At 59.4% G+C, this 25,630-nt stretch carries 25 protein-coding genes; 11 read left to right on the top strand and 14 right to left on the bottom strand.

Annotated elements, in window-relative coordinates; translation table 11 throughout:
- Positions 1-6 precede the first annotated feature (6 nt).
- From hpf to LJU29_RS05545, 4 genes are read left to right on the top strand one after another with little or no spacing between them, the layout of a single operon-like run.
- Entirely contained in the window at positions 7-315 is a 309-nt protein-coding gene (gene hpf / locus LJU29_RS05560; RefSeq protein ID WP_002555091.1) for a ribosome hibernation-promoting factor, HPF/YfiA family, read from the top strand.
- An 11-nt stretch (positions 316-326) separates the two neighbouring features.
- Positions 327-791, top strand: coding sequence for a PTS IIA-like nitrogen regulatory protein PtsN (gene ptsN / locus LJU29_RS05555; RefSeq protein WP_005754070.1), 465 nt, complete (start codon positions 327-329; stop codon positions 789-791).
- 2 nt (positions 792-793) lie between these two features.
- Positions 794-1,651 carry an RNase adapter RapZ gene (rapZ, locus tag LJU29_RS05550; RefSeq protein WP_054996575.1) on the top strand — a complete coding sequence of 286 codons (858 nt, stop codon included), beginning with the start codon at positions 794-796 and terminating at the stop codon, positions 1,649-1,651.
- A gap of 16 nt (positions 1,652-1,667) precedes the next feature.
- Complete coding sequence (locus tag LJU29_RS05545) at positions 1,668-1,940, top strand: HPr family phosphocarrier protein (RefSeq protein WP_002555094.1); 273 nt, start codon at positions 1,668-1,670, stop codon at positions 1,938-1,940.
- 184 nt (positions 1,941-2,124) lie between these two features.
- On the opposite strand, the gene LJU29_RS05540 is transcribed toward LJU29_RS05545, so the two are convergent.
- From LJU29_RS05540 to pmbA, 5 genes are all read right to left on the bottom strand, one after another.
- Entirely contained in the window at positions 2,125-2,736 is a 612-nt protein-coding gene (locus LJU29_RS05540) for a superoxide dismutase (RefSeq protein WP_005744989.1), read from the bottom strand.
- 1 nt (position 2,737) lies between these two features.
- Complete coding sequence (locus LJU29_RS05535) at positions 2,738-3,199, bottom strand: DUF2753 family protein (RefSeq protein ID WP_005744988.1); 462 nt, start codon at positions 3,197-3,199, stop codon at positions 2,738-2,740.
- A 34-nt stretch (positions 3,200-3,233) separates the two neighbouring features.
- Positions 3,234-4,610, bottom strand: coding sequence for a class II fumarate hydratase (locus tag LJU29_RS05530; RefSeq protein WP_005744987.1), 1,377 nt, complete (start codon positions 4,608-4,610; stop codon positions 3,234-3,236).
- The gene (locus LJU29_RS05525; RefSeq protein WP_005744985.1) at positions 4,603-4,998 is read right to left on the bottom strand and encodes a hypothetical protein; all 396 of its coding nucleotides are present in this window, start codon (positions 4,996-4,998) and stop codon (positions 4,603-4,605) included. Before LJU29_RS05525 ends, LJU29_RS05530 begins: the two co-directional genes overlap by 8 nt.
- Before the next feature lie 708 nt (positions 4,999-5,706).
- Complete coding sequence (gene pmbA / locus LJU29_RS05520; protein ID WP_005744984.1) at positions 5,707-7,053, bottom strand: metalloprotease PmbA; 1,347 nt, start codon at positions 7,051-7,053, stop codon at positions 5,707-5,709.
- A gap of 107 nt (positions 7,054-7,160) precedes the next feature.
- Here pmbA and yjgA point away from each other — a divergent pair, with 107 nt between their 5' ends.
- Entirely contained in the window at positions 7,161-7,682 is a 522-nt protein-coding gene (yjgA, locus tag LJU29_RS05515; protein WP_003364101.1) for a ribosome biogenesis factor YjgA, read from the top strand.
- Positions 7,683-7,730: 48 nt separating this feature from the next.
- On the opposite strand, the gene tldD is transcribed toward yjgA, so the two are convergent.
- From tldD to mreB, 8 genes are all read right to left on the bottom strand, one after another.
- The gene (tldD, locus tag LJU29_RS05510) at positions 7,731-9,170 is read right to left on the bottom strand and encodes a metalloprotease TldD (RefSeq protein WP_057453286.1); all 1,440 of its coding nucleotides are present in this window, start codon (positions 9,168-9,170) and stop codon (positions 7,731-7,733) included.
- 2 nt (positions 9,171-9,172) lie between these two features.
- On the bottom strand, positions 9,173-10,018 hold the full coding sequence (locus tag LJU29_RS05505) for a carbon-nitrogen hydrolase family protein (RefSeq protein WP_005744983.1): 846 nt from the start codon (positions 10,016-10,018) through the stop codon (positions 9,173-9,175).
- A gap of 48 nt (positions 10,019-10,066) precedes the next feature.
- On the bottom strand, positions 10,067-13,882 hold the full coding sequence (locus LJU29_RS05500) for a YhdP family protein (protein ID WP_257111756.1): 3,816 nt from the start codon (positions 13,880-13,882) through the stop codon (positions 10,067-10,069).
- Positions 13,883-14,063: 181 nt separating this feature from the next.
- Positions 14,064-15,521: a ribonuclease G gene (rng, locus tag LJU29_RS05495; protein WP_004666200.1), complete on the bottom strand. Its 1,458-nt coding sequence runs from the start codon at positions 15,519-15,521 to the stop codon at positions 14,064-14,066.
- The gene (locus LJU29_RS05490; protein WP_010193323.1) at positions 15,518-16,120 is read right to left on the bottom strand and encodes a Maf family protein; all 603 of its coding nucleotides are present in this window, start codon (positions 16,118-16,120) and stop codon (positions 15,518-15,520) included. Before LJU29_RS05490 ends, rng begins: the two co-directional genes overlap by 4 nt.
- Before the next feature lie 67 nt (positions 16,121-16,187).
- Entirely contained in the window at positions 16,188-16,679 is a 492-nt protein-coding gene (mreD, locus tag LJU29_RS05485; RefSeq protein ID WP_003364106.1) for a rod shape-determining protein MreD, read from the bottom strand.
- Positions 16,672-17,739, bottom strand: coding sequence for a rod shape-determining protein MreC (mreC, locus tag LJU29_RS05480; protein ID WP_005780935.1), 1,068 nt, complete (start codon positions 17,737-17,739; stop codon positions 16,672-16,674). The genes mreD and mreC overlap by 8 nt, the downstream gene beginning before the upstream one ends.
- Before the next feature lie 231 nt (positions 17,740-17,970).
- Entirely contained in the window at positions 17,971-19,008 is a 1,038-nt protein-coding gene (gene mreB, locus LJU29_RS05475; protein ID WP_257111755.1) for a rod shape-determining protein MreB, read from the bottom strand.
- A 205-nt stretch (positions 19,009-19,213) separates the two neighbouring features.
- Here mreB and gatC point away from each other — a divergent pair, with 205 nt between their 5' ends.
- The 6 genes from gatC (at position 19,214) to LJU29_RS05445 (ending at position 24,677) form a co-directional block, all read left to right on the top strand.
- Positions 19,214-19,501, top strand: coding sequence for an Asp-tRNA(Asn)/Glu-tRNA(Gln) amidotransferase subunit GatC (gene gatC / locus LJU29_RS05470; protein WP_002555109.1), 288 nt, complete (start codon positions 19,214-19,216; stop codon positions 19,499-19,501).
- Between the two features lie 14 nt (positions 19,502-19,515).
- Positions 19,516-20,967: an Asp-tRNA(Asn)/Glu-tRNA(Gln) amidotransferase subunit GatA gene (gene gatA / locus LJU29_RS05465; RefSeq protein ID WP_060406973.1), complete on the top strand. Its 1,452-nt coding sequence runs from the start codon at positions 19,516-19,518 to the stop codon at positions 20,965-20,967.
- Positions 20,968-20,977: 10 nt separating this feature from the next.
- Complete coding sequence (gene gatB, locus LJU29_RS05460) at positions 20,978-22,423, top strand: Asp-tRNA(Asn)/Glu-tRNA(Gln) amidotransferase subunit GatB (protein WP_257111754.1); 1,446 nt, start codon at positions 20,978-20,980, stop codon at positions 22,421-22,423.
- A 377-nt stretch (positions 22,424-22,800) separates the two neighbouring features.
- Positions 22,801-23,169 (top strand): septal ring lytic transglycosylase RlpA family protein, encoded by a 369-nt coding sequence (locus LJU29_RS05455; protein ID WP_002555111.1) that lies wholly within the window; start codon positions 22,801-22,803, stop codon positions 23,167-23,169.
- Between the two features lie 77 nt (positions 23,170-23,246).
- On the top strand, positions 23,247-24,278 hold the full coding sequence (locus tag LJU29_RS05450) for a calcium/sodium antiporter (RefSeq protein WP_057453254.1): 1,032 nt from the start codon (positions 23,247-23,249) through the stop codon (positions 24,276-24,278).
- A 30-nt stretch (positions 24,279-24,308) separates the two neighbouring features.
- Complete coding sequence (locus tag LJU29_RS05445; RefSeq protein WP_257111753.1) at positions 24,309-24,677, top strand: carboxymuconolactone decarboxylase family protein; 369 nt, start codon at positions 24,309-24,311, stop codon at positions 24,675-24,677.
- A gap of 11 nt (positions 24,678-24,688) precedes the next feature.
- Here the strand turns inward: LJU29_RS05445 and LJU29_RS05440 are convergent, their stop codons facing one another.
- The gene (locus LJU29_RS05440) at positions 24,689-25,630 is read right to left on the bottom strand and encodes an AEC family transporter (protein WP_004656635.1); all 942 of its coding nucleotides are present in this window, start codon (positions 25,628-25,630) and stop codon (positions 24,689-24,691) included.

Raw genomic sequence — 25,630 nt, 5'->3', positions numbered from 1 at the left:
AGCTGTATGCAAGTCAACATCAGTGGACATCAACTGGAAGTGACCAAACCCCTTCGTGAATACGTTGAGCTCAAGCTCAAAAAGCTCGAGGGGCATTTTGACAAGATTACCAACGTGCAGGTCACGATGACGGTCGAAAAGCTCAAGCAGAAGATCGAAGCCACGTTGCACATCCATGGTGGAGAGGTCGTTGCCAATGCTGAACATGACGACATGTATGCTGCCATCGACCTGCTCACTGACAAGCTAGACCGACAATTGCTCAAGCATAAGGAAAAGCAGCAAAGCATCCTCAAAGGTGCGGCCGCTCGCTAACGCCCATTCAAATGATCCGAATTGAAAATATCCTGACCCCCGGCCGCTCCCTTGTGAACGTGCCGGGTGGCAGTAAAAAGCGTGTACTTGAAGAAATTGCCAACCTGATCGGTCGTGAAGTACCGGGCATGGTTCAGGACACAGTATTCGCAAGTCTTGTTGCCCGTGAAAAACTGGGTTCGACCGGTTTCGGCAACGGTATTGCCATCCCTCATTGCCGCCTTGCTGACTGCAGCGAGCCTGTCAGTGCAGTCATTCACCTCGCTACCCCCGTGGATTTCGACGCCATCGATGGCGCGCCGGTTGACCTGCTGTTCGTCCTGCTGGTCCCGCAGGCTGCTACTGATGAGCACCTGGAGTTATTGCGCCAGATCGCCAGCATGCTTGATGACAAAGATGTGCGTAAGCGCCTGCGCAGTGCCGAAAGTGCTGAAGCGCTTTATCAAGTGGTGCTGGACGTGCAGAACGGAAACTGACCATGCGCATGATCATCGTCAGCGGCCGTTCCGGCTCGGGTAAAAGTACAGCCCTCGACGTGCTGGAAGACAACGGTTTTTACTGTGTCGACAACCTGCCTGCCGGACTGCTGCCGGAACTGGCCGAGCGAGCGCTGATCAATACTGAACTGGCCGAGCCCTTGCTGGCGGTGTCCATCGATGCGCGAAACCTGCCCAGTCACCTGACCCGCTTTCCGCAAATGCTGGATGAAGTCCGCTCACGCAACATCCAGTGCGACGTGCTTTACCTGGATGCGAATGAAGCAACCCTTCTCAAACGCTTCTCGGAAACCAGGCGTCGTCATCCTTTGAGCACGGCAGATCGTTCGCTGGCCGAGGCGATATGCGACGAGACAACGCTGCTGGGCCCGATCATCGATCTGGCCGACCTGAAAATCAACACCACCCACCTGAACCTCTATCAGTTGCGCGACGCACTCAAGTTTCGCCTGCTGAACAAGCCCGAGCCAGGCACTGCGTTTCTGATCGAATCCTTTGGTTTCAAGCGTGGCATGCCCGTCGACGCAGATCTGGTATTCGATGTGCGCTGCCTGCCCAACCCGTACTGGAAGCCTGAACTGCGCGACCATTCCGGGCTTGAACAACCGGTTATCGACTACCTGTCGGTGCAACCCGATGTTGAAGAGATGTTTCAGGACATCTTCGCTTATCTGAACAAATGGTTGCCCCGGTTTGCAGCCAGCAACCGTTCTTACGTTACCATTGCCATTGGCTGCACCGGCGGACATCACCGCTCTGTCTACCTGACCGAACGGCTCGGCCAGGTCTTGCAACAATCACTCAAGAACGTTCAGGTTCGCCACCGCGACCTTAGCTGAAAGGATTTTCACTGCGATGCCCGCTCGTCAAATCACCATCATCAACAAATTGGGCCTGCATGCCCGCGCTGCCGCCAAATTCGTCGGCGTCGCAGGCAAGTTCCCTTGCACGATCAGGGTTGGCCGCTCTGAGCAGACCATGGTCGATGGTAAAAGCATCATGGCCGTGATGATGCTGGCGGCAGGCAAAGGCACCGAAATCCATCTGAAAACCGAAGGCGAATTCGAGCAGGAAGCGCTCGATGGCCTGGTTGAACTGATCAACAACAAGTTTGATGAGGGCGAGTAAGCCCTCAAATACGCCCCTTCCAAGGTCACCAGCAGTGCATCCGCAACCAGCTCAAACCGTGAGCAATCAGTAACGCCATACCTGCCAACAGCAGCCCGGTGCCTACGACGAGCCGCAACAACCGCACACCGCTGAGAGCGAATATTCCTGAGCGCATAAGCTGCCTTGAGCCCGGTTACGGGAGTCAGGCCAGAGCGGCCTGATAACGTCGAGACACTTCATCCCAATTGATCACGTTGTAGAACGCGTTGATGTATTCGGGGCGACGGTTCTGATAGCGCAGGTAGTAAGCGTGCTCCCATACATCCAGACCCAGAATCGGCGTATTGCCATTCATCAACGGGCTGTCCTGATTACCGCTGCTTTCAACCACCAGCTTTTTGCCAGGGGTGACGCTCAGCCATGCCCAGCCGCTGCCGAAACGGGTCAATGCGGCTTTGGTAAACGCTTCCTTGAAGCTGTCATAGCCACCCAGCTGCTCGTCGATGGCCAAAGCGACAGCGCCTTTGGGCAAACCGCCTCCGCCTGGCACCATCACCTCCCAGAACAACGAATGATTCGCGTGACCGCCACCCTGGTTGATGACCGCCGGACGCAGGTTTTCAGGCAACTGCTTGATGCTGGCCACCAGCTTCTCGACGGACCAGTCAGCAAACTCGGTGCCTTCGATCGCAGCATTAAGGTTGTTGATGTAGGTCTGGTGATGCTTGGTGTAATGGATCTCCATGGTTTGCGCATCGATGTGCGGCTCCAGGGCATCGTATGCGTAAGGCAGTGCAGGCAAGGTATAAGGCATTTCAATGTGCTCCGTAGAAAAGTCCGGAAGTGGCTGCCGAGTGGCGCTGCAACGATGAGCGCGTGTGCTCGCTGCTGCTGTTCAACAACCGATGAGTGCGCGGGTATTCGCCGTGTTCACTGATAAAGCTCAGCAACTCGGCGTAGGTTTTGCTGCTGTGGCGCAAGGCTGCCTCACGTAGCGCTGGAGGAAGACGCTGATCCTGCATGGTCCGCAACAGATGTTGATGAATGGCACACAGGTATTCAGCGCTTTCCTCAGGCTGACCGAGGCTCAGGTGCAGGTCCGCCAGGTTGTGGTGAGAAATCACACAGGCCGCGACGGCCTCGTCGACATCCGCCCAACGCTCGAACAACACTTGCGCCAACGCCAGCGCCTGAAGGTAAAGCTCGCGGGCTTCGACCCACTCGCCCAGATTGAAACAGCGATTGGCCTGCTCGATAGTGCGTTTCCAATGCTGCATGGTCATACCTCCAGGGGACGTTGGCTGGCTGGAATCAAATACCGCCAGCGGTGAGTTTTTCAGGGTTGAGCAACACTTCCAGTTCGCTACGTTGCAAATCAGTGTGCTCAAGGGCGACGTCAATGACCGGACGGCCCTGCTTGTAAGCGGTCTTGGCAATTTCGGCGGCTTTCTGATAGCCAATGATCGGGTTGAGGGCCGTCACCAGAATCGGATTACGCGACAGCGCTTCCTTGAGCTTGGATTCATTGACCTTGAAGCTCGCAATCGCTTTGTCAGCCAGCAGCCGACTGGAATTGGCCAGCAGCTCGATGCTGCTGAGCAGGTTCTGGGCGATGATCGGCAGCATCACGTTAAGTTCGAAGTTGCCGGACTGTCCCGCCACGGTAATCGTCGCGTCGTTGCCGATCACTTGCGCGGCGACCATGGCGGTGGCTTCCGGGATGACCGGGTTGACCTTGCCCGGCATGATCGATGAGCCCGGCTGCAAAGCCTCCAGCTCGATCTCACCCAGCCCTGCCAGTGGCCCCGAATTCATCCAGCGCAGGTCGTTGGCAATTTTCATCAGCGACACCGCCGTGGCTTTGAGCTGGCCGGATACCGCGACCGCGGTGTCCTGCGAACCGATCAACGCGAACAGGTTCTTGCCAGGCGCGAATTGCACACCGGTCAACGTGCTCAACTGACGACTGAAACGAGCCGAAAACTCAGGATGCGCGTTGATCCCGGTACCGACTGCGGTGCCGCCCTGTGCCAGTGACTGAAGGCTCGGCTGGAGACCTTGCAGATGCTCGACGTTGGCGCGAATCTGCTGTGACCAGCCGTTGAGCACCTGGCTCATGCGCACGGGCATCGCGTCCATCAGATGCGTACGACCAGTCTTGACGAAGGCATGGACCTGCTCGGCTTTGTGTTCGGTCACTTGCACCAGATGGGCCAGCGCAGGCAGCAGTTGTTCGTGCAGAGCCAGTGCAGCGCTCACATGAATCGTGGTCGGGATGATGTCGTTGCTGCTCTGCCCGCAGTTGACGTGGTCATTGGGGTTGACCTCTTCGCCCAGCACACGCGTGGCCAGCGTGGCGATCACCTCGTTGGCGTTCATGTTGGTACTGGTGCCGGAACCGGTCTGAAAGATATCGACCGGAAAATGCGCCATGTAGTCACTGGCCAGCAGGTCTTTCACGGCACTGACAATCGCCCTGCTCTGCCCCTCGCTGATCTGCTCCAGCTCTAGGTTCGCCTGCGCTGCAGCCGCCTTGGCCAGCAACAGGGCACGAATGAATTGGCGGGGCATGCGTTGATGGCTGATCGGAAAGTTTTCCACCGCACGCTGAGTCTGCGCGCCGTAAAGGGCCTCGGCCGGGACCTGTAGCTGGCCCATGCTGTCGCGTTCGATACGGGTATTACTCATCGCAATGTCCTTGCACCAGTTCAGAGAGGGAAATAGAGGGCTGTAGCACGCAGGTCGCCAGTTGATGAACACAGGCTTGCCAGCGCTGACGCCGCGCAGGCGTGGAGGCGATTGCCTGTAAATCACGCAGCGGACGCCAGGCCTGATCCAGACACAGGCAGCGCCAGTGCCACGGCAATGCCGTATCGCGTGCGGTGTCTATCAAAAGACGGAAAGTGGTTTCGGCAATCATGGGCTGGGGCGTGGCGGTAAAACGCGCCAGATAGCGCCCTTCGGCGAGGTAGTGCTCGATCAGCCGAGGCTCGTCGGGCTCAAGGGCGCAACGAATCCGCAGACTCAATCCACGCCAGTTTTCCAGATAAGACAGCTCGTGCAGAACAGAACCCATGACCGCAGCTCATCTTAATAATGATATTCATTATTAAATGATATAAAGAATCATTACAAGCGCGATCTTGAACGAGTGCGTCATATACAGGTACTGAGATGCCCGCTTTGCTGCCGGTTCCCGGCAGAGTCCGCTCAAAACCTGAATATCGCGGACCAGCCTAGGGCTGCTTCGTCCCGGAGGGCGTGGGAGCGGACTTGTCCGCGATGGGCTGCAAAGCGGCCCTAAAACAGGCCACCTTGACTGTATCTGGTGCACCGAGGCGCTTGGTTTTGCTGCCGGTTCCCGGCAGTTAGCGGACGAGTCAGCTCCTACAAAACCTGGATATCGCGGACCAGCGTAGGGCTGCTTCGGCCCGGAGTGGGAGCGGACTTGTCCGCGATGGGCTGCAAAGCGGCCCTAAAACAGGCCACCTTGGCTGTATCTGGTGCACCGAGGCGCTTGGTTTTGCTGCCGGTTCCCGGCAGTTAGCGGACGAGTCAGCTCCTACAAAACCTGGATATCGCGGACAAGCGTAGGGCTGCTTCGGCCCGGAGGGCGTGGGAGCGGACTTGTCCGCGATGGGCTGCAAAGCGGCCTTAAAACAGGCCACCTTGGCTGTATCTGGTGCACCGAGGCGCTTGGTTTTGCTGCCGGTTCCCGGCAGTTCGCGGACGAGTCAGCTCCTACAAAACCTGGATATCGCGGACCAGCGAAGCGTCGCTAGGCTCAGCTACCCGCTACGGTCATACGCTCGATCAGCACCGAGCCTGTGCGGATGTTGCTGCGCAGTTCAAGATCGCTGCCAACGGCGACGATCTGCTTGAACATGTCACGCATGTTGCCGGCAATCGTCACTTCCTGAACCGGAAATTGTATTTCCCCGTTCTCGACCCAGAAACCTGCTGCGCCCCGCGAATAGTCACCGGTAACCATGTTCAGGCCGCTGCCCATCAATTCGGTTACCAGCAAGCCACGGCCCATACGTCGAATCAGCGCGGCCTGATCTTCCGAACCATGGGTGACGAACAGGTTATGCACCCCGCCCGCATTGGCAGTGCTCGGCATGCCCAGCTTGCGGCCGGAATAAGTACTCAGCACATAGGAAACCAGATCGCCGCCTTCCACGAACGGTTTGGCAAACGTCGCCAGACCGTCGCTGTCGAACGCCGAACTGCCCATTGCGTGCTTCAAGTGCGGACGCTCATCAATGGTCATCCACTCCGGGAACAGCCGCTGACCCAGGGCACCCTCCAGAAATGACGATTTACGGTACAGGTTGCCACCGGAAATGGCACCGAGAAAGCTGCCGAACAGGCCACCTGCCAGTTCTGCGGCAAACAGCACCGGCACTTCACAGGTCGGCACAGGACGCGCACCCAGACGGCTCGCCGCACGCAACGCAGCCTTGCGACCAATGCTCTGGGCATCGGCCAGCAACTCACCCTGGCGATTGACGTCGTACCAGTAATCACGCTGCATCTGGCCTTCGCCCTCGGCGATCATCACGCAACTGAGGCTGTGCCGCGTTGATGCATAACCACCGACGAAGCCATTACTGTTGCCATACACACGGCAGCCCTGATGGGTATTGAGCGTGGTGCCATCGGCGTTCTTGATCCGGCTGTCGGCGTCGAAGGCCGCGGCTTCGCAGGTCAGCGCTTTCTCGATGGCCTGCTCGGGCGTTATATCCCAGGTATGATAAAGATCGAAATCCATGACCTCTTTGGCCATCAGCGCAGCATCAGCCAGCCCGGAGCTTTCGTCTTCGGAGGTGTGCTCGGCAATCGCCAATGCAGCGGCGACGGTTTCACGAATGGCATCGGCCCCCGTGGCCGAGGTGCTGGCAGAGCCTTTACGCTGCCCGACATACAGGGTGATACCGAAACCCTGGTCGCGGTTGAACTCTACGGTTTCAACTTCACGCTGACGGACCGATGTCGACAGCCCCTGATCCACCGACACTGCGACTTCGCAGGCGCTGGCGCCCTGACGCCGGGCTTCGGCGATAATCTGCTCGACCTGTTCCTGCAGTTCGGGCAAGGCTTGCGGACCGACGCTTTGGGTTGCACTCATGACTTTCTCCATCAAATTCTTCTTTCAGCACAGGCCGAATACCGACCGGGCCGGACAAGCGGCCCACGACTGGTTATCATGGCGGCGTTTCTTTGCGGACTGCCCCCATGGTTGATTCTTACGACGACTCCCTCGACGGGGAGAAAAGCAAAACCCAGGTCAAACGAGAGCTGCATGCTCTGGTCGACCTCGGCGAGCGACTGACAACACTCAAAGCCGATGTGCTGGCCAAGCTGCCGCTGACCGACGCTTTGCGCAAGGCCCTGGCCGAAGCGCCCAAGCACACGGCGAACATCGCGCGAAAGCGGCATATTCTGTTCATTGGCAAGCTGATGCGCGATCAGGACCAAGAAGCCATTCTGGTGTTGCTGGACCAACTCGATGCCTCCACTCGCCAATACAACGAACGTTTTCACAATCTGGAGCGCTGGCGTGATCGCCTGATCGCGGGTGATGACGCCGACCTCGAGAAATTCGTTGTCGAATACCCCGATGCCGACCGTCAGCAGCTGCGCTCGCTGATTCGTCAGGCGCAACACGAAGTTGCACGTAACAAACCGCCGGCCACCAGCCGCAAAATCTTCAAATACATCCGTGAGCTGGACGAACTTCAACGCGGTCTGCGTTGATTTCAACCGCGGGGCCGGCAGCAGCAAGCGGCCAGCCCCGACTCACCTTCAGCTACCCGTACCACCTACCGTGATCGCATCGATTTTCAGCGTGGGCTGACCCACACCGACCGGCAGAGACTGGCCGTCCTTCCCGCACGTCCCCACGCCGCTATCGAGCGACAGGTCGTCGCCCACCATCGATACCCTGCTCATGGCTTCCGGCCCGTTACCGATCAAGGTCGCACCCTTGACCGGCGCAGTGATTTTGCCGTCCTCGATTAAATAAGCCTCGCTGGTCGAAAACACGAATTTGCCGCTGGTGATATCCACCTGACCGCCACCCAGATTGGCGCAGTAAATACCGCGCTTCACCGAGGCGATGATTTCCTGCGGGTCGCTCTGCCCGCCCAGCATGTAGGTATTGGTCATACGTGGCATCGGCAGGTGAGCGTAGGACTCGCGACGACCGTTACCAGTGCGTGCGACACCCATCAAGCGAGCATTGAGCTTGTCCTGCATGTAGCCCTTGAGCACGCCGTTCTCAATCAGTGTGGTGCACTCGGTCGGTGTGCCTTCGTCATCGACACTCAGCGAGCCGCGACGCCCTGCAAGGGTACCGTCGTCAACAATCGTGCAAAGTTTCGATGCAACCATCTCGCCCATGCGCCCGCTGTAAGCCGAACTGCCCTTGCGATTGAAGTCACCTTCAAGGCCGTGACCAACCGCCTCGTGCAGCAGCACGCCTGACCAGCCGGAACCCAGCACCACCGGCAATGTGCCTGCCGGAGCAGGAATAGCTTCCAGGTTGACCAGCGCCTGACGTAGCGCTTCACGCGCGTAGCCCATGGCACGATCATCGGTCAGGAAATAACGGTAGTCCGTACGCCCGCCACCGCCATGCCCGCCCCGCTCGCGGCGGCCGTTCTGCTCGACGATGACACTGACGTTGAAGCGCACCAGCGGACGCACATCGGCGGCCAGACTGCCATCGGCTGCGGCCACCAGAATGCGCTCCCAGACACCGGCCATGCTCACCGACACCTGCTGGATACGCGAGTCCAGCGCGCGCGTCGCGACGTCAATGCGCTTGAGCAGTTCGACCTTCTCGGCGCGGCTCAGCACTTCCAGAGGATTATCCGGGGCGTACAACTGGGCCACATCCTGCGAGGTAAAAGCCTGCACCCGGCCATTCTGCCCAGCGCGGGAGATGGAACGGGCAGCACGGGCAGCGGTGCGCAGTGCGTCCTCAGTGATAGCGTTGCTGTAAGCGAAACCAGTCTTTTCGCCCGATTGAGCGCGCACGCCCACGCCTTGATCGAGATTGAAACTGCCTTCCTTGACGATGCCGTCTTCGAGCGACCAGGACTCGGAGATCATGCCCTGAAAATACAGATCAGCCGCGTCGATACCCGGCCCGGCAAGCTCTCCGAGCACCGATTGCAGGCTGTCGAGGCTCAGGCCACCAGGGGCCAGAAGGTGTTCGCTGACTGAGGACAGATCACTCATATTCACTCCGAAGCAGGCCGCATGGCGTCCTGCGAAAAAAAGCGCCGGTGACTGGACACCGGCATCCGCGCCCGTATGGACGCCTGTTCTTCACTGTCGCGCTTGGCCAGCAGCACGGCTTCACCCTGTGCCTGCTCGGCCAGTACGCGGCCCCATGGATCAACGATGGCCGCGTGCCCGTAGGTCTCGCGAGGCCCCGGATGGACCCCGCCCTGTGCCGCCGCCAGCACGTAACACTGGGTTTCGATGGCGCGCGCCCGGATCAGAATGTCCCAGTGCGCAGCACCCGTTACCGCAGTAAAAGCTGACGGCGCGGTAATCAGTTCAGCACCGGCCTCCCGCAGCGCGGTGTACAGCTCGGGGAAGCGCAAGTCATAACAGACTGTCAGCCCCACGCGCCCTACAGGTGTATCGGCCACCACCACATTGTTTCCGTGAGCATAGTCATCGGATTCACGGTAGCGGCCCCGATTGTCAGCAACATCCACATCAAACAGATGCAGCTTGTCATACCGGGCCACCTGCTCACCGTGTTCATCGATCAGCAACGAACACGCCGTCACCTTGCCATCGGGTCGCTCATCCGGCGGCAGTGGCAAGGTTCCGGCAACAATCCATAACTTGAGGTCGCGAGCGGCCAGTTTCAACCATGGCAGGATCGGCCCATGCCCATGAGCTTCGGCACGACCGATGTTGGCCACGTCACGCCGCCCCATGGCAACAAAGTTTTCGGGCAGCACCGCGAGCCGCGCGCCACCTTCGGCTGCCTGCTCCAGCAAGCGGCGAGCGCTGACCAGATTAGCCTGGACATCGCTTTGGCTGACCATCTGAATCACAGCAAAGGACATGGCGACCCGCTCCTTGATGACCTGGCCACCACTGTACTCCATGCGGCGCTATTGGGGCTTTTCAAATGGCTTGTCGAACGTGATCTTCGGCTCTTTCCAAGGCCCTTCGACCTTGTATTGCACGCTGGCGAAGCGGGCAACCCTGTCGCCCAGCAGCTTGTCGACCAGGAACAGCGCGCCGCCAATGGCTGGCGCACCGACAATTAGTGCCGCGATCGGCAGGTTGTTGGTCACCGGCAAGGTCACCAGCAGCTTCGCATCAACGCGGTCGCGGACCATGTCCAGCGTACCGTTGAGCTCAAGATTACTCGACGGCCCGGTCAGGGTAATCGGGTTGCGCGTCACATAAACACCGTCACTGGCGACCAGCAGCCCTTTGACCCGGTCGTAACTGAGCCCTTTGCCCAGCAGGTCGGAGAAGTCCAGGCGCAAGCGACGGCCGATGGAGTTGAAATTCAACAATCCAAACACCCGCAGCGCCTGAGCACCGCCTTCTACCTCGACAAACTGGCCTCTGTTCAACGTCGCATCCAGGCTGCCGGAATAGCGCTTGAGGCCCACCCAGGCAGGCGAACCCGGCCAGCGTCCGTCGACATTCATTTCGAAACTTTCACTGGTGACCGTCGGCGCGAAGTTCCAGGCCTTGAGCACGTCGGCCAGATTCTTGCCTGCCACACGCCCCTTGAACGAGCTGCTGCTGGAGCCCGGAGTGCCCTCCCAGGCACCATCGCCCTCGAGCAAAATACCTTTGAGCCCCAGACTCAGGTCGGACATGCGCATACCGGTCGCCGTCGGGCGGGTTTTCAGCGACCAGGCACCCAGTAACTGGTCACCCTGAAACAGCTGGGCAATCTTCACGTCCAGCGCAGGAATATTGTGCGGGTCGATATCCGCCAGAGGGTCAGGCGCGTTCTCGACGACCGCCGCATTCGGATCAGAGGCAGGCAGTCGCACGTAGAGCATGTTGATACCGATCGGCGCGGACTTCGCGTCGGGCAGCACGGCAGTGCCCTTGGCCAGCGCGCTGTCCAGCGACAAGGCCCAGGCCGCAGCATTGCGCTGCAATTGAACACGTACGTTATCCAGCGTGGTGCCCATCGCCGTCAGCTTGCCGATCTGCAGGTCGACGCTGTTGAGCAGTTGTTTTGCGCTGCCGCCCGGATCATTGCCGGTATATCGTCCAGCCAGCTCCTGCCAGGGCGCTACGTCCAGCTCAGACAATTCGCCACGAATCCGCAGCCCTTTGGCGTCCGGCACTATCGCCCCGCCGCGCCCCAGATATAGCTCGCCGCGACCGTCGGCAAACCTGCCATTCGGTGCGGCAAAAGCAAAGTTGGCCTGATCGTTATACGCCACGCCAAGCCTGCGCTCCGTGCCTTGCAGGGTCATGCGGAACTCGCTGGGACGCTCCTCCTCGGCAGTCTTGCCAAACGGTGCAGGCAGATCGATTGCCACGCCCTTGAGCGTGGAGTTGATCACCAACGGGCTGTCCTTGCTGTCCAGAGTCAATTGCAGCTGATACGGCAAGTCACCCGACACCGGCAGTGGCTGGGTAACGCTCAGCCAGTCGGTCAGCCGCTTCACGGTGATCTGCCCGTTTGCCACAATGCGTGTCACGTTGTCGCCTGGCTTGCCTTCGGCAGCGATTTCTGCGGTCACGGGACGATCAAATGCCTGCGCCTTGATGCCCTTGCCGCTCAGCCCTTTGGCGCTGTCAAAGCGGAAATCGCCCTTGAGGCGAGTCAATTCCAGCACCGGGTCAGCCAGTTTCAAACGCGCATTGTCGGTACTGAAATCCACCACGACCTTTGGCTCGACGCCCTTGGCCAGCGGAATATCCAGCTTCAGCTTGCCATCCAGCGGACCTTCCCCGGTCCAACCGGCAAACGTGCTGGCCGTGCCGATGGGCGCTTGCTGGAGAATCTTCAGGCCATCGATCAGATTGCCGGAGAAACTGCCATCGACCAGCAGGTGGCTGTCCTGACCTGCCGGGACGTGGGGAATATTGACCAGCACGTTGCTTACTTTGGTATCGAGCAACTGCCCTTTGCTTGCCTTGACTCGCACGCCGCTGTTTTCGACGTAAACCTTGCCGTCGACTCCGGTCAACGAAGGCCAGCCCGGCTGGAACGCCAGCGTTGCGTTGCTGACATCGAAAAACAGGCCGATGACGCGTGCGGTGTCGGGCGAACTCTTGTTCAGCGACCCTTGATACTGAAAGAAACCCTGCTTGACCGCACCACTCACCACGGCGGTGCGCAGCCAGTGATCAAGCTCGGGACTGAGGGCTGTAGGCAGATACTTGCTGGTGTAACGGCCATCGCCGTCGACCATGCCGACCCGCAGGTCCATGTAGTCTTCCTGCTCATGGCTGAGATGAATCCTGATCAGAAAGTCTGCCGCGATCTTGCCTTCGTCACCGAGCACCTTGATATACGGCGCGATCAGGGTGAATGCCTGATCATCGAGCTTCCAGGTCAGACGGGCATTGGCCTTCTGGTAGCGCCAGGGATTGGCGAAGATAGGGTCCAGATGAAGCATAAAGTCATTGGTGTCGAGCCGCAGTTCGCCCTGGCCCAGATCGCCGCTGATGGCACCGGTGACATTTCCGGCCGCCGGGGCACCGTGATAGGCGTTGAACCCCACCTTGTCCAGATTGGCGGCAAAGCTCAGGCGCTTGTCGCCGGTTGCCTGTGGCCGGTAATCCAGCAACACGTTACGCAGCCCGCCTGTCACCTTGAGACCGTCGACCACTGCCATGGCTTTCTCCGGCAACGGTGCGAGGGAATCAATAAGCGGCGTGAGCGGCGTCAGGTCCAGGCGATCGGCCTGCACATGCCAGAGTTCTTCGCTGTCGGGCGTCGCAGCGGTTTGTGTGAGTTGCAGGCGGCTTTCCCAGCGCTTTTCGCCTAGGCTCATCGCCAGTGAATCGAGGTTCAGGTCGAAACCTGTGTCAGTGCGCGCAAACCAGGCGTTGAGCGCGAGATTGTCGACAGTCGAGGGTTTGCGACCGGCATAAACGCCTTTGACATGCGGCGCATTAAGCCGCGCAGTCGCGCTTTGCACAGTGCCCTTGCCCCAGCTCATCCACAGCTCGCCACCGGCCTGCAGCTTCGACAGTGTCCATTCCCGCGTGAGGCTTTTTGGCAACCACTTGGCCCAGTCGCTTTGCGGCAGGCTGGCGTAGACATCTGCCTCGCCGTCCTTCCATTGACTGGCCTGGATACGTGAACGCACATTCAGGGCAAACGGCTGACCATCCGGCAGCGTCAGGCGTGCATCAAGGCGCTGGTGATAACTGCCTGTGGCCAGACTGAGGTTTACATAGGTCAGGGTCAGCGGCGCGGCGTCAAACGGTTGCACAGTGACCTGGCTGTCGAGCAGCGACAAGTGCGAGACCATCTGCATTTGCTCAAGCACTTGCCCGGGGTCGAACGGGCTGTCGTTGCGCACTGGTAAGCCCTTTACCGACCAGTTGCCCTCCTTGTCCTGCCTGAGCATGAACTGCAGGCCGTCCACCTCGAGATGAGCGATGCGCACTTGACGCGCCAGCAGGCTTTCCCAGAGGTCGGGAACAACCCTTACACGATCAAGACGCACAGCACTGGAACCCTCTCCGACCATGACGTCGTGAGCCAGAAAAACCGGGGCAAACCGGCTCCAGCTGCCTTCCAGACTGCCAATGCTCAACGGCATGCCCAGCGCGCTGCTGGCCCTGGTTTCCACATCCACACGGTATTCGGCAACCAGCGGCGTGAGCTGACGCCCGAGGCTTACGTACAACGCCGCGAGCACCAAAACCAGTGCGCACAGGCTCAGACCCCAACGAGTCAGGGTTGCAACAAGGCGAGGAAGACGACCCATCTCAGGATGCCCTCCGCTGCGGGATACAAGCAGCGGAATCGGCGAATCGATTCCGGCTCAGGTGTGCAGGTGCGTTCCGGTACAGGTTTTGCTCATTTCCCACGCATCATTCTCGATAAAACGGCATACCTGCCAGAAACCCGAAGGGCACTTGTCATCATATTTCAAACGATCAGCACCCTCAGAGCAGCACCACGTCGTATTGTTCCTGCGAGTACATGGTTTCTACCTGAAAACGGATGGTCCGGCCAATGAAGCTCTCCAGTTCAGCCACATTGCCCGACTCCTCGTCGAGCAAGCGATCGACCACGCGCTGATTGGCCAGAACCCGATAACCCACCGCCTGATAGGCTCGGGCTTCTCGCAGGATCTCGCGAAAGATTTCATAGCAAATGGTCTCGGGGGTTTTCAGCTTGCCCCGACCCGCGCAGCAATGGCAGGGCTCGCAGAGCACTTGTTCAAGACTTTCACGGGTGCGCTTGCGGGTCATCTGCACCAGGCCAAGCTCGGTGATACCGATGATATTGGTCTTGGCGTGATCGCGCTCCAGCTGTTTCTCCAGCGTGCGTAACACCTGACGCTGGTGTTCACCGTCTTCCATGTCGATGAAATCGATAATGATGATGCCGCCCAGATTGCGCAGGCGCAGCTGCCGGGCAATGGCTGTCGCGGCTTCCAGGTTGGTCTTGAAGATGGTTTCTTCAAGGTTGCGATGCCCCACAAACGCGCCGGTATTGACGTCGATAGTGCTCATCGCCTCGGCCGGATCGACCACCAGATAACCACCGGACTTGAGCGGCACCTTGCGTTCGAGAGCTTTCTGGATTTCATCCTCGACCCCATAGAGGTCGAAGATCGGCCGTTCGCCCGGATAATGCTCCAGCCTGTCGGCAATCTCCGGCATCAATTCGGCCACGAACTGGGTGGTCTTCTGAAAGGTTTCCCGCGAGTCGATGCGGATTTTTTCGATACGCGGGCTCACCAGGTCACGCAAGGTACGCAGGGCCAGGCCCAGGTCCTCATAAATCACCGTAGGCGGGCTGACGGTCTTGATCTGCTCGCCGATCTGATCCCAGAGCCTGCGCAGATAGCGGATATCCATGAGGATTTCATCAGCACCGGCACCTTCGGCCGCGGTACGCAGAATAAAGCCTCCGGCCTCTTTGATACCTTCCAGGGCGACACAATCGCTGACAACTTTTTTCAGTCGTTCACGCTCTGCCTCGTCCTCGATTTTCAGGGAAATGCCTACATGCGCAGTGCGCGGCATGTACACCAGATACCGTGACGGAATGGAGAGCTGGGTAGTCAGCCGCGCGCCTTTGCTGCCGATGGGGTCCTTGGTGACTTGCACCACAAGGCTCTGGCCGTCATGCACCAGCGACGCAATGCTCTCGACGGCAGGCCCTTCACGCATGGATATTTCCGAGGCATGAATGAATGCAGCGCGGTCCAGACCGATATCGATGAACGCCGCCTGCATGCCGGGAAGCACCCGCACTACCTTGCCTTTGTAGATATTGCCGACGATGCCGCGGCGTTGGGTACGCTCGACGTGCACCTCTTGCAGAACACCGTTTTCTACCACTGCCACCCGTGATTCCATCGGGGTGATGTTGATCAGGATCTCTTCACTCATGACTCGTCACCTTCCAGGCATTGCCAGCAGGGTATGCCGAAATGGCCAAGCAGTTCTGCGGTTTCACACAGAGGCAGACCAACCACCCCAGAATAGCTGCCTTGCAGGCCCTCGACGAAAATCGCCGCCAGCCCTTGAATGGCATAGCCTCCGGCCTTGTCGGCAGGCTCGCCACTGGCCCAGTAGGCTTGGGCCTCGTGGGGTTGAATCGGGCGAAAGCGCACGCGACTGGTCACAATACGGGTTTCACTGCGATGCCGATCACTCAGCGCAACGGCAGTCATCACTTCGTGCTCGCGCCCGGACAGGGCCGTCAGCATGGCCAGAGCATCCGCCTCATCGGCCGGCTTGCCGAGAATGCGCCCATCAAGCACCACCGCCGTGTCAGCGCCCATCACGCAGGCCTGTTTTTCGGCCGCCAGCACAGACAGCCCGGCCTGGGCCTTGCCGAGCGCAAGACGCTCGACATAGGCAGCCGGGGTTTCGTGGTCGAAGGGAGTTTCGTCAATCTGAGCGTTCAGTACGGTAAAGGACACACCGATCTGAGTCAGAAGTTCGCGGCGGCGCGGCGAGCCAGAAGCCAGATAAAGCGAGGGCATAAGGACATCTCCGTGTCTGTTCGGGTGAGCGCCAGGGACGCAGCGGGGCGTCGCGCTCACCTTGCGCTTAATTGATTTTCAAACGTTTGCGCAATCCACGCAGGCCATAGCTGATCCAGGGCCACAACAGGGCACTGACCAGCGCGGGTAGAACCAGCGCCAACGTAGGCTGACGGTTGCCGGTCAATGCACTCAGCCAGAGCTGCGCAAGCTGCGCCAGACCGAATACGACCAACAGCACCAGACATTGCTGCCACATGGGGAACATACGCAGTCGCTGCTGCAGGGACATCACCAGAAACGTGATCAGGCTGAGGATCAGCGCATTCTGGCCGAGCAATGTGCCATACAGCACATCTTCCATCAGCCCCAGTATCCACGCAGTGGTCATACCGTATTTGTGCGGCAGCGCCAGAACCCAGAAGGTCAGCAACAGGGCCAGCCACAAGGGCCGGAAGATTTCCATGAATTGCGGCAGCGGCGAAACGCTCAGCAACAGACCGATCGCAAACGTCAGCCAGACCACCCAGCCATTGCGCCCGGAAACATGACTAACCATCGATAGGCTCCCGAGCAGTGGAAGGTCTTGAAGCAGGCGGCTGTGAAGCAGCAGGCCGGGCGGCAGGCCTTGTCGGTGTCACAGGCGCTGCAGTCGGCGCAGGCGTTGTCGATTGCGCAGCAGGCTTGTGCGTTGCAGTGCTGCCCGGGAATACCGGAACAGTTGCTTGCGGCCACATCGGGAAAGCAGGTGTCGGCGGCGGCAGGGTCGCCATCACTGAAGGCTCGATACCCTTGTCGATGGATTCCTGCGCTTGCGCCGCGTCGGCAGCGCGCTCTTCCGGCGAACGGCCGTCCGAGAACACCAGCAGCAGATAACGGCTGCGATTCAATGCGGCGGTTGGCACGGCACGCACGATTGCGAACGGCTGGCCGGAGTCGTGAATCACTTCCTTGACCGTAGCCACCGGGTAGCCAGCCGGGAAGCGCTGCCCCAGGCCGGAACTGACCAGCAGATCACCCTCTTTGATGTCGGCAGTATCTGCCACATGCCGAAGCTCAAGCCGTTCAGGGTTGCCGGTGCCGCTGGCGATAGCACGCAGGCCGTTGCGATTCACCTGCACCGGAATGCTGTGGGTCGTATCAGTCAGCAGCAGGACCCGCGAGGTGTACGGCATCAGCTCGACAACCTGGCCCATCAGGCCACGCGCATCGAGCACCGGCTGGCCCAGCACAACGCCGTCGCGCTCGCCCTTGTTGATGATGATGCGATGGGTGAAGGGGTTCGGGTCCATGCCGATCAACTCGGCGACCTCGACCTTTTCGTTGACCAGCGCAGAAGAGTTCAGCAACTCACGCAAACGAACGTTCTGCTCGGTCAGTGCCGCCAGCTTTTGCAGGCGACCTTGCAGGAGCAACGCTTCGGTCTTGAGTTTTTCGTTTTCGGCGATCAGCTCTGTGCGGCTGCCGAACTGACTGGCAACGCCTTGATACAAACGTTGTGGCAGATCAACGATCCAGTAGGACTGCATGAGCACCATCGACATCTGGCTGCGCACGGGCTTGAGGATCGTAAAGCGGGCGTCGACAACCATCAACGCAACCGACAGAACGGCCAGCACCAGCAGACGTACGCCCAGCGAAGGGCCTTTTGCGAAAAGCGGTTTAATAGGCCGCTCCTCCGGGGCATGCGATCGTTGGATCGAACTTCGATTGGCAATTATTCATGCGGTATGTAACCGGCCTGGACAAATGAAAGAGATAGGCACCCTGTTTCGGTGTCAGCACGATGCATACAGGTAGCACATACGCCACCTGCATACAAAAGACTCCGTGAAAGGCACTCCGGCGAATTACTCGCTGGAGAGCAGATCCATGGTGTGCTTATCCATCATTTCCAGCGCACGGCCACCGCCGCGGGCTACGCAGGTCAGCGGGTCTTCGGCAATGATCACCGGCAGACCTGTTTCCTGAGCCAGCAATTTGTCCAGATCACGCAGCAATGCACCGCCACCGGTCAGGACCAGACCACGCTCGGCGATGTCCGAGGCCAGTTCCGGAGGCGACTGCTCCAGAGCGCTCTTGACCGCCTGAACGATGGTCGCCAATGACTCCTGAAGCGCTTCAAGCACTTCGTTGGAGTTCAGGGTGAACGCACGTGGCACGCCTTCAGCCAGGTTGCGGCCGCGAACGTCGACTTCACGCACTTCACCGCCCGGGTAGGCCGTACCGATTTCCTGCTTGATGCGCTCGGCGGTGGATTCGCCGATCAGGCTGCCGTAGTTACGACGCACATAAGTGATGATCGCTTCATCGAAACGGTCGCCGCCTACACGTACGGATTCGGCATACACCACACCGTTCAGGGAAATCAGCGCGATCTCGGTGGTGCCGCCGCCGATGTCGACAACCATCGAACCGCGAGCTTCTTCCACCGGCAGACCGGCACCGATTGCAGCGGCCATTGGCTCTTCGATCAGGAATACTTCGCGTGCACCTGCACCCAGGGCAGATTCGCGAATGGCACGACGCTCAACCTGGGTGGATTTGCACGGAACGCAGATCAGCACACGAGGGCTGGGCTGCAGAAAGCTGTTTTCGTGGACCTTGTTGATGAAGTACTGCAACATTTTTTCGCAGACGCTGAAGTCGGCGATAACGCCGTCTTTCATTGGACGAATGGCTGCGATGTTGCCTGGAGTACGGCCCAGCATGCGCTTGGCTTCGGTACCGACGGCCACGACACTCTTCTGGTTGCCGTGAGTACGAATGGCAACGACAGAGGGTTCATTCAGAACGATACCGCGCTCACGCACGTAAATAAGGGTGTTGGCAGTGCCCAGGTCGATGGATAGATCACTGGAAAACATGCCACGCAGTTTCTTGAACATGGGAAAGGGACCCTAGGGAACGCGTGGTAAAAAAAGTGCGGCAAACTCTAACAACGACAGGGATTTTGGGCAAGGAGCCAATATGCTAAATTGGCGGTTTTCCGAACACCACCCTCGACGTTAGCGGCTTGAGACAGTAATAACGCGATAGTGTTCCGCAATTGGCAACAAAGCAAATCCATAAGCATTCCACTGGAGATACCCCATGGCGCTTGAACGCTCCGACGTGGAAAAGATCGCTCATCTGGCCCGACTGGGTCTCAATGACGCCGATATCCCGCGTACCACCGAAGCACTTAACAGCATTCTCGGGCTGGTCGATCAGATGCAAGCGGTCGACACCACTGGCATCGAACCTCTGGCCCACCCGCTGGAAGCCACCCAGCGACTGCGCGAAGACGCCGTCACCGAGCGAAATCGTCGTGACACTTACCAAGCCATCGCACCAGCGGTCCAAGACGGCCTCTATCTGGTTCCGAAAGTCATCGAGTAAGGGAAAGCGCCTGCATGCATCAAATGACTCTGGCCGAGATCGCTCGCGGACTCGCCGAAAAAAAGTTTTCTTCTGAAGAGCTGACCCGCGTTCTGCTGTCGCGTATCGCGACGCTCGACCCGCAGCTCAACAGCTTCATCAGCCTCACCGAAGACCTGGCCATCACTCAGGCCCAGGCGGCAGACGCTCGGCGCGCCGCCGGTGAGAACGGCCCGCTGCTCGGCGCCCCGCTGGCGCACAAGGACCTGTTCTGCACCCAGGGCATCCGTACCAGTTGCGGCTCCCGGATGCTCGACAACTTCAAGGCGCCGTATGACGCCACGGTTGTGTCGAAACTGGCTTCGGCAGGCACGGTAACGCTGGGCAAGACCAACATGGACGAATTCGCCATGGGTTCGGCCAACGAATCCAGCCATTACGGCGTGGTGAAAAACCCGTGGAATCTGCAATGCGTGCCCGGTGGCTCGTCCGGTGGTTCGGCAGCGGCGGTTGCTGCACGCCTGCTGCCTGCCGCAACCGGCACCGACACCGGCGGCTCGATTCGCCAGCCTGCGGCACTGACCAACCTCACCGGCCTCAAGCCTACCTACGGTCGTGTGTCGCGCTGGGGCATGATTGCCTACGCTTCAAGCCTCGATCAGGCAGGGCCAATGGCGCGCACCGCCGAAGATTGCGCACTGCTGCTGCAAGGCATGGCTGGCTTCGACCCGCAGGACTCGACCAGCATCGACGAGCCGGTTCCGGACTACTCCGCCAGCCTCAATACCTCGCTCAAGGGCCTGCGTATTGGCGTACCGAAAGAGTATTTCAGTGCAGGCCTGGACCCGCGTATCGCGCAATTGGTGCATGAAAGCGTCAAGGAGCTGGAAAAACTCGGTGCGGTCGTCAAGGAAGTCAGCCTGCCAAACCTGCAACACGCAATCCCGGCCTACTACGTCATCGCGCCGGCTGAGGCCTCGTCCAACCTGTCGCGCTTCGACGGCGTGCGTTTCGGCTACCGCTGCGAAGACCCGAAAGACCTGACCGACCTGTACAAGCGTTCCCGCGCTGAAGGCTTTGGCCCGGAAGTCCAGCGCCGCATCATGGTGGGCGCCTATGCGCTGTCGGCGGGCTACTACGACGCTTACTACCTGCAAGCGCAGAAGATCCGTCGCCTGATCAAGAACGATTTCATGAGTGCATTTGCCGAAGTCGACGTAATCCTCGGCCCGACCACGCCCAACCCGGCCTGGAAAATCGGCGCGAAGACCAACGATCCGATTGCCGAATACCTGGAAGACTTCTACACCATCACCGCCAACCTGGCGGGCCTGCCCGGCTTGTCCATGCCCGCAGGCTTTGTCGATGGCCTGCCGGTCGGCGTGCAGTTGCTCGCTCCGTATTTCCAGGAAGGCCGTCTCTTGAATGTGGCGCATCAGTATCAGCAAGTCACCGACTGGCACACTCGCGCACCTGAAGGCTTCTGAGGAGAAACACATGCAATGGGAAGTCGTCATCGGGCTGGAGATTCATACCCAGCTTTCGACCCAATCAAAGATTTTTTCCGGTAGCGCCACCACGTTCGGCTCCGAGCCCAACACCCAGGCCAGCCTCGTTGATCTGGGCATGCCTGGCGTATTGCCTGTGCTGAACAAGGAAGCCGTGCGCATGGCCGTCAAGTTCGGCCTAACGGTGGATGCCGAAATCGGCCAGCACAACGTGTTTGCCCGCAAGAACTACTTCTACCCCGACCTGCCCAAGGGCTACCAGATCAGCCAGATGGAGCTGCCGATTGTCGGCAAGGGCCACCTGGACATCACGCTGGAAGACGGTACGGTCAAGCGCATCGGCATCACCCGTGCGCACCTTGAGGAAGACGCAGGCAAAAGCTTGCACGAAGACTTCCAGGGCATGACCGGTATCGACCTGAACCGTGCCGGCACGCCGCTGCTGGAAATCGTTTCCGAGCCGGACATGCGCAGTGCCAAGGAAGCCGTGGCTTATGTAAAGGCCATCCATGCGATTGTCCGCTATCTGGGCATCTGTGACGGCAACATGGCCGAAGGCTCGCTGCGTTGCGACTGCAACGTGTCGATTCGCCCGAAGGGCCAGGTCAAATTCGGCACACGTTGCGAGATCAAGAACGTCAACTCGTTCCGCTTCATCGAGAAGGCGATCAACAGCGAGATCCAGCGCCAGATCGATCTGATCGAAGACGGTGGCAAGGTTATCCAGCAGACCCGCCTGTACGATCCGAACACCAACGAAACCCGCGCCATGCGCAGCAAGGAGGAAGCCAACGACTACCGTTACTTCCCCGACCCCGACCTGTTGCCGGTGATCATCGAGGATTCGTTCCTCGAGGAAACCCGCGCCACATTGCCGGAACTGCCGCCGCAAAAGCGCGAACGTTTCCAGAGTCAGTTTGGCCTGTCGACCTACGATGCCAGTGTGCTGGCCTCCAGCCGCGAACAGGCCGACTACTTCGAGCAGGTGGTCAGCATCAGCGGTGACGCCAAGCTGGCCGCCAACTGGGTCATGGTCGAACTGGGCAGCCTGCTGAACAAACAGGGCCTGGAAATCGAACAGTCGCCGGTCAGTGCCGAGCAACTGGGTGGCATGCTCAAGCGCATCACCGACAACACCATTTCCGGCAAGATCGCGAAAATGGTGTTCGAGGCGATGGCCAATGGCGGAGGCAGTGCCGATGAAGTCATCGACAAGCGCGGCCTGAAGCAAGTAACCGACAGCGGTGCCATCGAGTCGATGCTCGACGAGATGCTTGCTGCCAACGCGGAGCAGGTCGAACAATATCGCGCCGCTGATGAAGCCAAGCGCGGCAAGATGTTCGGTTTCTTCGTCGGTCAGGCAATGAAAGCCTCCAAAGGCAAGGCCAACCCGCAGCAGGTCAACGAGTTGCTGAAGGCCAAGCTGGAGGGCTGATCCTCGTCACTCTCGTGCCCATGCTATGCGATCAGCGTTATACACGAGTCTTGTGGGAGCGAGCTTGCTCGCGAATAGGCCGGTACAGCCTCTAGAGACAGGGCGTTTGGACCAAGGTCTTCGTGAGCAAGCTCACTCCCACAGAGATCTTTATTCACATCGCGATTGCGGTCAAAGACCCCGCTTTTTGGGCTCTTCATGACTTATGTATAACGCTAGCGCTCCGCCTGGGAATGCAGTTCTGGACGCTCTGCGTCCGCTGTTGCGTGCGCGCTGCGACACCGAGTTGCGACGCGGAGCGTCAGGAAATGCATGCCAGCATGGAGGATTGGCATGAGAGTCAACCACACCTACTCCGGCACTCAGGAACCCAACCCATGCGCCGCCTTATTTTTGCCTGCAGCCTGCTGACGTTACTGGCAGGCTGCGCCAATCACATCATCGACCCTCACGGTTATGACGAGACCGGCACAGCCGCTTATTACGGTGCCCGCCATCATGGCAATCGCACAGCCAGTGGCGAACCCTTCAATCAGAACGCCCTGACTGCCGCCCACAGGCAGTTGCCATTCGGCACGCGCGTCAAGGTCACTAACCTGGACAACGACAGGTCAGTGGTCGTACGCATCAATGATCGCGGCCCCCACACGCGTGGTCGTTTGATCGATGTCTCTCGCGAAGCAGCCGAACAACTGGGTATGCTGCGTAGCGGCACCGCGCCAGTGCGTGTTCAGGCCCTCGATTAGCCTTAACCCCGATCAACACCAACAAGGACACTCGTATTCTCCAGCTATCGGCCCTGCCCGCCCCCGCGCTCATTCAAATGCTCAGCGGCCTGTTATTGCTGCTGATCGGGGCAGAACTTTCAGTGCGTGCGGCAGTGCATCTGGCGGCGATTTTCAAGGTCAGGCCACTGATCATCGGCCTGACCGTGGTGGCGATGGGCACCAGTGCGCCGCAAATGGCGGTAAGCCTGCAAGCGGCGTTTGCCGATAACACCGACATCGCCGTAGGCAGCGTCATCGGTGGCAACATCTTCAATGTCCTGGTGATTCTTGGCCTGTGCGCGCTCATCATCCCGTTACGCGTTGCCCGCCAGGTGCTGCACATCGATATTCCGCTGATGATCGGGGCCTGCCTGCTGGCCATCGGCCTGTCATGGAACGGCGAATTCAGCAAGTTTGACGGCGCACTGCTGCTTGCCGGGTTGCTGGCCTGCCTGACTGTCATCATCCGCCAGGGCGGTCACACGCCGCGCCACGGCCATGCCGAAACGACAGAGAAACCACGCACCTTCACGCGCATCCTCATGCTTGCCGCGGGCTTGCTGCTGCTGACCGCTGGCGGCCACCTGCTGGTTGACGCTTCGGTCGTGATCGCCATCCATCTGGGGCTTTCCGAGCGCATTGTCGGCCTGACCATCATCGCCATCGGCACCTCACTGCCTGCCCTGATGACCTCGATGATCGCGGCGTTTCGTGGCGAACGGGATATTGCAGTGGGGAACGTGATCGGCAGCAACCTGTTCAACCTGCTGGGGGTATTGGGAGTGACCGCACTGTTCGCCCCCGTGCCGCTGACGATCTCGCCGAATGCAATGGTGTTCGACCTGCCGATCATGCTCGGTGTTTCGCTGCTTTGTGTGCCGCTGTTCTATTCCGGCTACCGGATAGACCGCATGGAAGGGGTGTTTCTGCTGTCGCTGTACCTGACGTACGGGCTGCATATTCTGTCGATCAGCACTGGAATGGCACTGGCCGAAAGGCTCGAAACAAAAATGCTTACTCTGGTTCTGCCTGTGCTCGGCGTTATTGTTGCCTGGGGCACGATCCGCGCCTGGCGACGCCAGCACTGACCTCAATCCGCATCGATAAAGGGGAATGCCATGACAGACAAGACAATCAGCGAAGGCGAGCAGATCCGTCGTCAGGTAATGGGCGATGTCTACGTCGACCGGGCGCTGGGTAACGCGACCGAGTTCAGCCAGCCGCTGCAGGACTTCGTCAACGAACACGCCTGGGGCAGCGTCTGGAGCCGTGAGGGTCTGCCGCTGAAAACCCGCAGCCTGATCACCCTGGCCACCCTCACCGCCCTGAAATGCCCGCAAGAGCTAAAGGGCCATGTTCGTGGAGCACTGAACAACGGTTGCACGGTTGAGGAAATTCGCGAGGCGCTGCTGCACTGCGCGGTCTATGCCGGCGTGCCAGCAGCCATCGACGCGTTCCGTGCAGCAAAGGAAGTCATCGACAGCTAAGTAAAGCCGGACTAGATCCAGCCGCCCCATTGCAGAATGAAAATTCCCACGTTGGTGGTGACCGCTGCGGCCAGTGTGGTGATGACGATGATCGCGGCGGCCAGTTCGTAGTTGCCGTTGGCGGTGCGCGCCATGATGTAGCTGGCAGCGGCCGTCGGGCTCGCGAAGTAAAGGAACAGAATGCCCAATTCCGCGCCGCGAAAACCGACCAGCCAGGCGGCCAGCGTGCAGAGCAGCGGCAGCGTGATCATTTTCATGACGCTGGCACTGATCGCCAGACTGCCACTTTTACGCAGCGAGGCCAGCGACAGCGTGCCGCCGATGCAAATCAGCGCCAGCGGCAGGGTCATTTGCGCCAGATAACTGCCGGACGTCTCCAGCCACCTGGGCAGGCCTATGCTGAAGTAAGCGAAAGGCGATGCGATGATGACGCTGATGATCAGCGGGTTGGCCAGCACACTTTTGAACACGCTCCAGGGGTCGGACTTGATCACCGGGCTGTAAACCGCCAGCACAATTGTCGACAACGTGTTGTAGAAGACGATGACCAGCGCGGCCAGAATCGCCCCCAACGAAATGCCATAAGGGCCGTACATGCTCGCCGCCAGCGCCAGGCCGATTACCCCGTTGTTGCCACGGAACGCGCCCTGAACGTAAACGCCACGCTCTTCTTGCGGGCAGCGCCAGATCGCCCAGCCCCAGGCGAATGCGAAACTCAGCAGCGTCGCGACACTGAAAAAGATGAGCAGTCTGGGTTGCAGAGCCGCGCGCAAATCAGCGTGAATAATGCCCAGAAACAGCAGCGCAGGCATCGTGACGTTGAACACCAGCCCGGAAGCCGCGACGATAAATCCGTCGTTGATAGCACCGATGCGTTTGAGCAATACGCCCAGAAACAGCATGGCAAACACCGGGGCGGTGATGTTCAGGGTTTGGAGAAAAATAGCCAGCAT

This window comes from Pseudomonas ficuserectae (assembly GCF_024584585.1).
Taxonomy (GTDB): Bacteria; Pseudomonadota; Gammaproteobacteria; order Pseudomonadales; family Pseudomonadaceae; genus Aquipseudomonas; species Aquipseudomonas amygdali.
Note: the sequence above shows the minus strand (reverse complement) of the source record. Positions and strands in the feature narration are given on the sequence as shown.

What these genes read in the sequence shown, in the direction of transcription:
- gatA (WP_060406973.1), top strand. Translation starts at nt 19,516, where the DNA reads ATGCATCAAATGACTCTGGCCGAGATCGCTCGCGGACTCGCCGAAAAA.
- ptsN (WP_005754070.1), top strand. Translation starts at nt 327, where the DNA reads ATGATCCGAATTGAAAATATCCTGACCCCCGGCCGCTCCCTTGTGAAC.
- LJU29_RS05455 (WP_002555111.1), top strand. Translation starts at nt 22,801, where the DNA reads ATGCGCCGCCTTATTTTTGCCTGCAGCCTGCTGACGTTACTGGCAGGC.
- gatC (WP_002555109.1), top strand. Translation starts at nt 19,214, where the DNA reads ATGGCGCTTGAACGCTCCGACGTGGAAAAGATCGCTCATCTGGCCCGA.
- LJU29_RS05445 (WP_257111753.1), top strand. Translation starts at nt 24,309, where the DNA reads ATGACAGACAAGACAATCAGCGAAGGCGAGCAGATCCGTCGTCAGGTA.
- LJU29_RS05525 (WP_005744985.1), bottom strand. Translation starts at nt 4,998, where the DNA reads ATGGGTTCTGTTCTGCACGAGCTGTCTTATCTGGAAAACTGGCGTGGA.
- LJU29_RS05540 (WP_005744989.1), bottom strand. Translation starts at nt 2,736, where the DNA reads ATGCCTTATACCTTGCCTGCACTGCCTTACGCATACGATGCCCTGGAG.
- LJU29_RS05545 (WP_002555094.1), top strand. Translation starts at nt 1,668, where the DNA reads ATGCCCGCTCGTCAAATCACCATCATCAACAAATTGGGCCTGCATGCC.
- LJU29_RS05500 (WP_257111756.1), bottom strand. Translation starts at nt 13,882, where the DNA reads ATGGGTCGTCTTCCTCGCCTTGTTGCAACCCTGACTCGTTGGGGTCTG.
- LJU29_RS05530 (WP_005744987.1), bottom strand. Translation starts at nt 4,610, where the DNA reads ATGAGTAATACCCGTATCGAACGCGACAGCATGGGCCAGCTACAGGTC.
- pmbA (WP_005744984.1), bottom strand. Translation starts at nt 7,053, where the DNA reads ATGAGTGCAACCCAAAGCGTCGGTCCGCAAGCCTTGCCCGAACTGCAG.
- hpf (WP_002555091.1), top strand. Translation starts at nt 7, where the DNA reads ATGCAAGTCAACATCAGTGGACATCAACTGGAAGTGACCAAACCCCTT.
- LJU29_RS05535 (WP_005744988.1), bottom strand. Translation starts at nt 3,199, where the DNA reads ATGCAGCATTGGAAACGCACTATCGAGCAGGCCAATCGCTGTTTCAAT.
- LJU29_RS05505 (WP_005744983.1), bottom strand. Translation starts at nt 10,018, where the DNA reads ATGTCCTTTGCTGTGATTCAGATGGTCAGCCAAAGCGATGTCCAGGCT.
- rapZ (WP_054996575.1), top strand. Translation starts at nt 794, where the DNA reads ATGCGCATGATCATCGTCAGCGGCCGTTCCGGCTCGGGTAAAAGTACA.
- mreB (WP_257111755.1), bottom strand. Translation starts at nt 19,008, where the DNA reads ATGTTCAAGAAACTGCGTGGCATGTTTTCCAGTGATCTATCCATCGAC.
- gatB (WP_257111754.1), top strand. Translation starts at nt 20,978, where the DNA reads ATGCAATGGGAAGTCGTCATCGGGCTGGAGATTCATACCCAGCTTTCG.
- LJU29_RS05450 (WP_057453254.1), top strand. Translation starts at nt 23,247, where the DNA reads ATGCTCAGCGGCCTGTTATTGCTGCTGATCGGGGCAGAACTTTCAGTG.
- LJU29_RS05490 (WP_010193323.1), bottom strand. Translation starts at nt 16,120, where the DNA reads ATGCCCTCGCTTTATCTGGCTTCTGGCTCGCCGCGCCGCCGCGAACTT.
- LJU29_RS05440 (WP_004656635.1), bottom strand. Translation starts at nt 25,630, where the DNA reads ATGCTGGCTATTTTTCTCCAAACCCTGAACATCACCGCCCCGGTGTTT.
- mreD (WP_003364106.1), bottom strand. Translation starts at nt 16,679, where the DNA reads ATGGTTAGTCATGTTTCCGGGCGCAATGGCTGGGTGGTCTGGCTGACG.
- yjgA (WP_003364101.1), top strand. Translation starts at nt 7,161, where the DNA reads ATGGTTGATTCTTACGACGACTCCCTCGACGGGGAGAAAAGCAAAACC.
- tldD (WP_057453286.1), bottom strand. Translation starts at nt 9,170, where the DNA reads ATGAGTGATCTGTCCTCAGTCAGCGAACACCTTCTGGCCCCTGGTGGC.
- rng (WP_004666200.1), bottom strand. Translation starts at nt 15,521, where the DNA reads ATGAGTGAAGAGATCCTGATCAACATCACCCCGATGGAATCACGGGTG.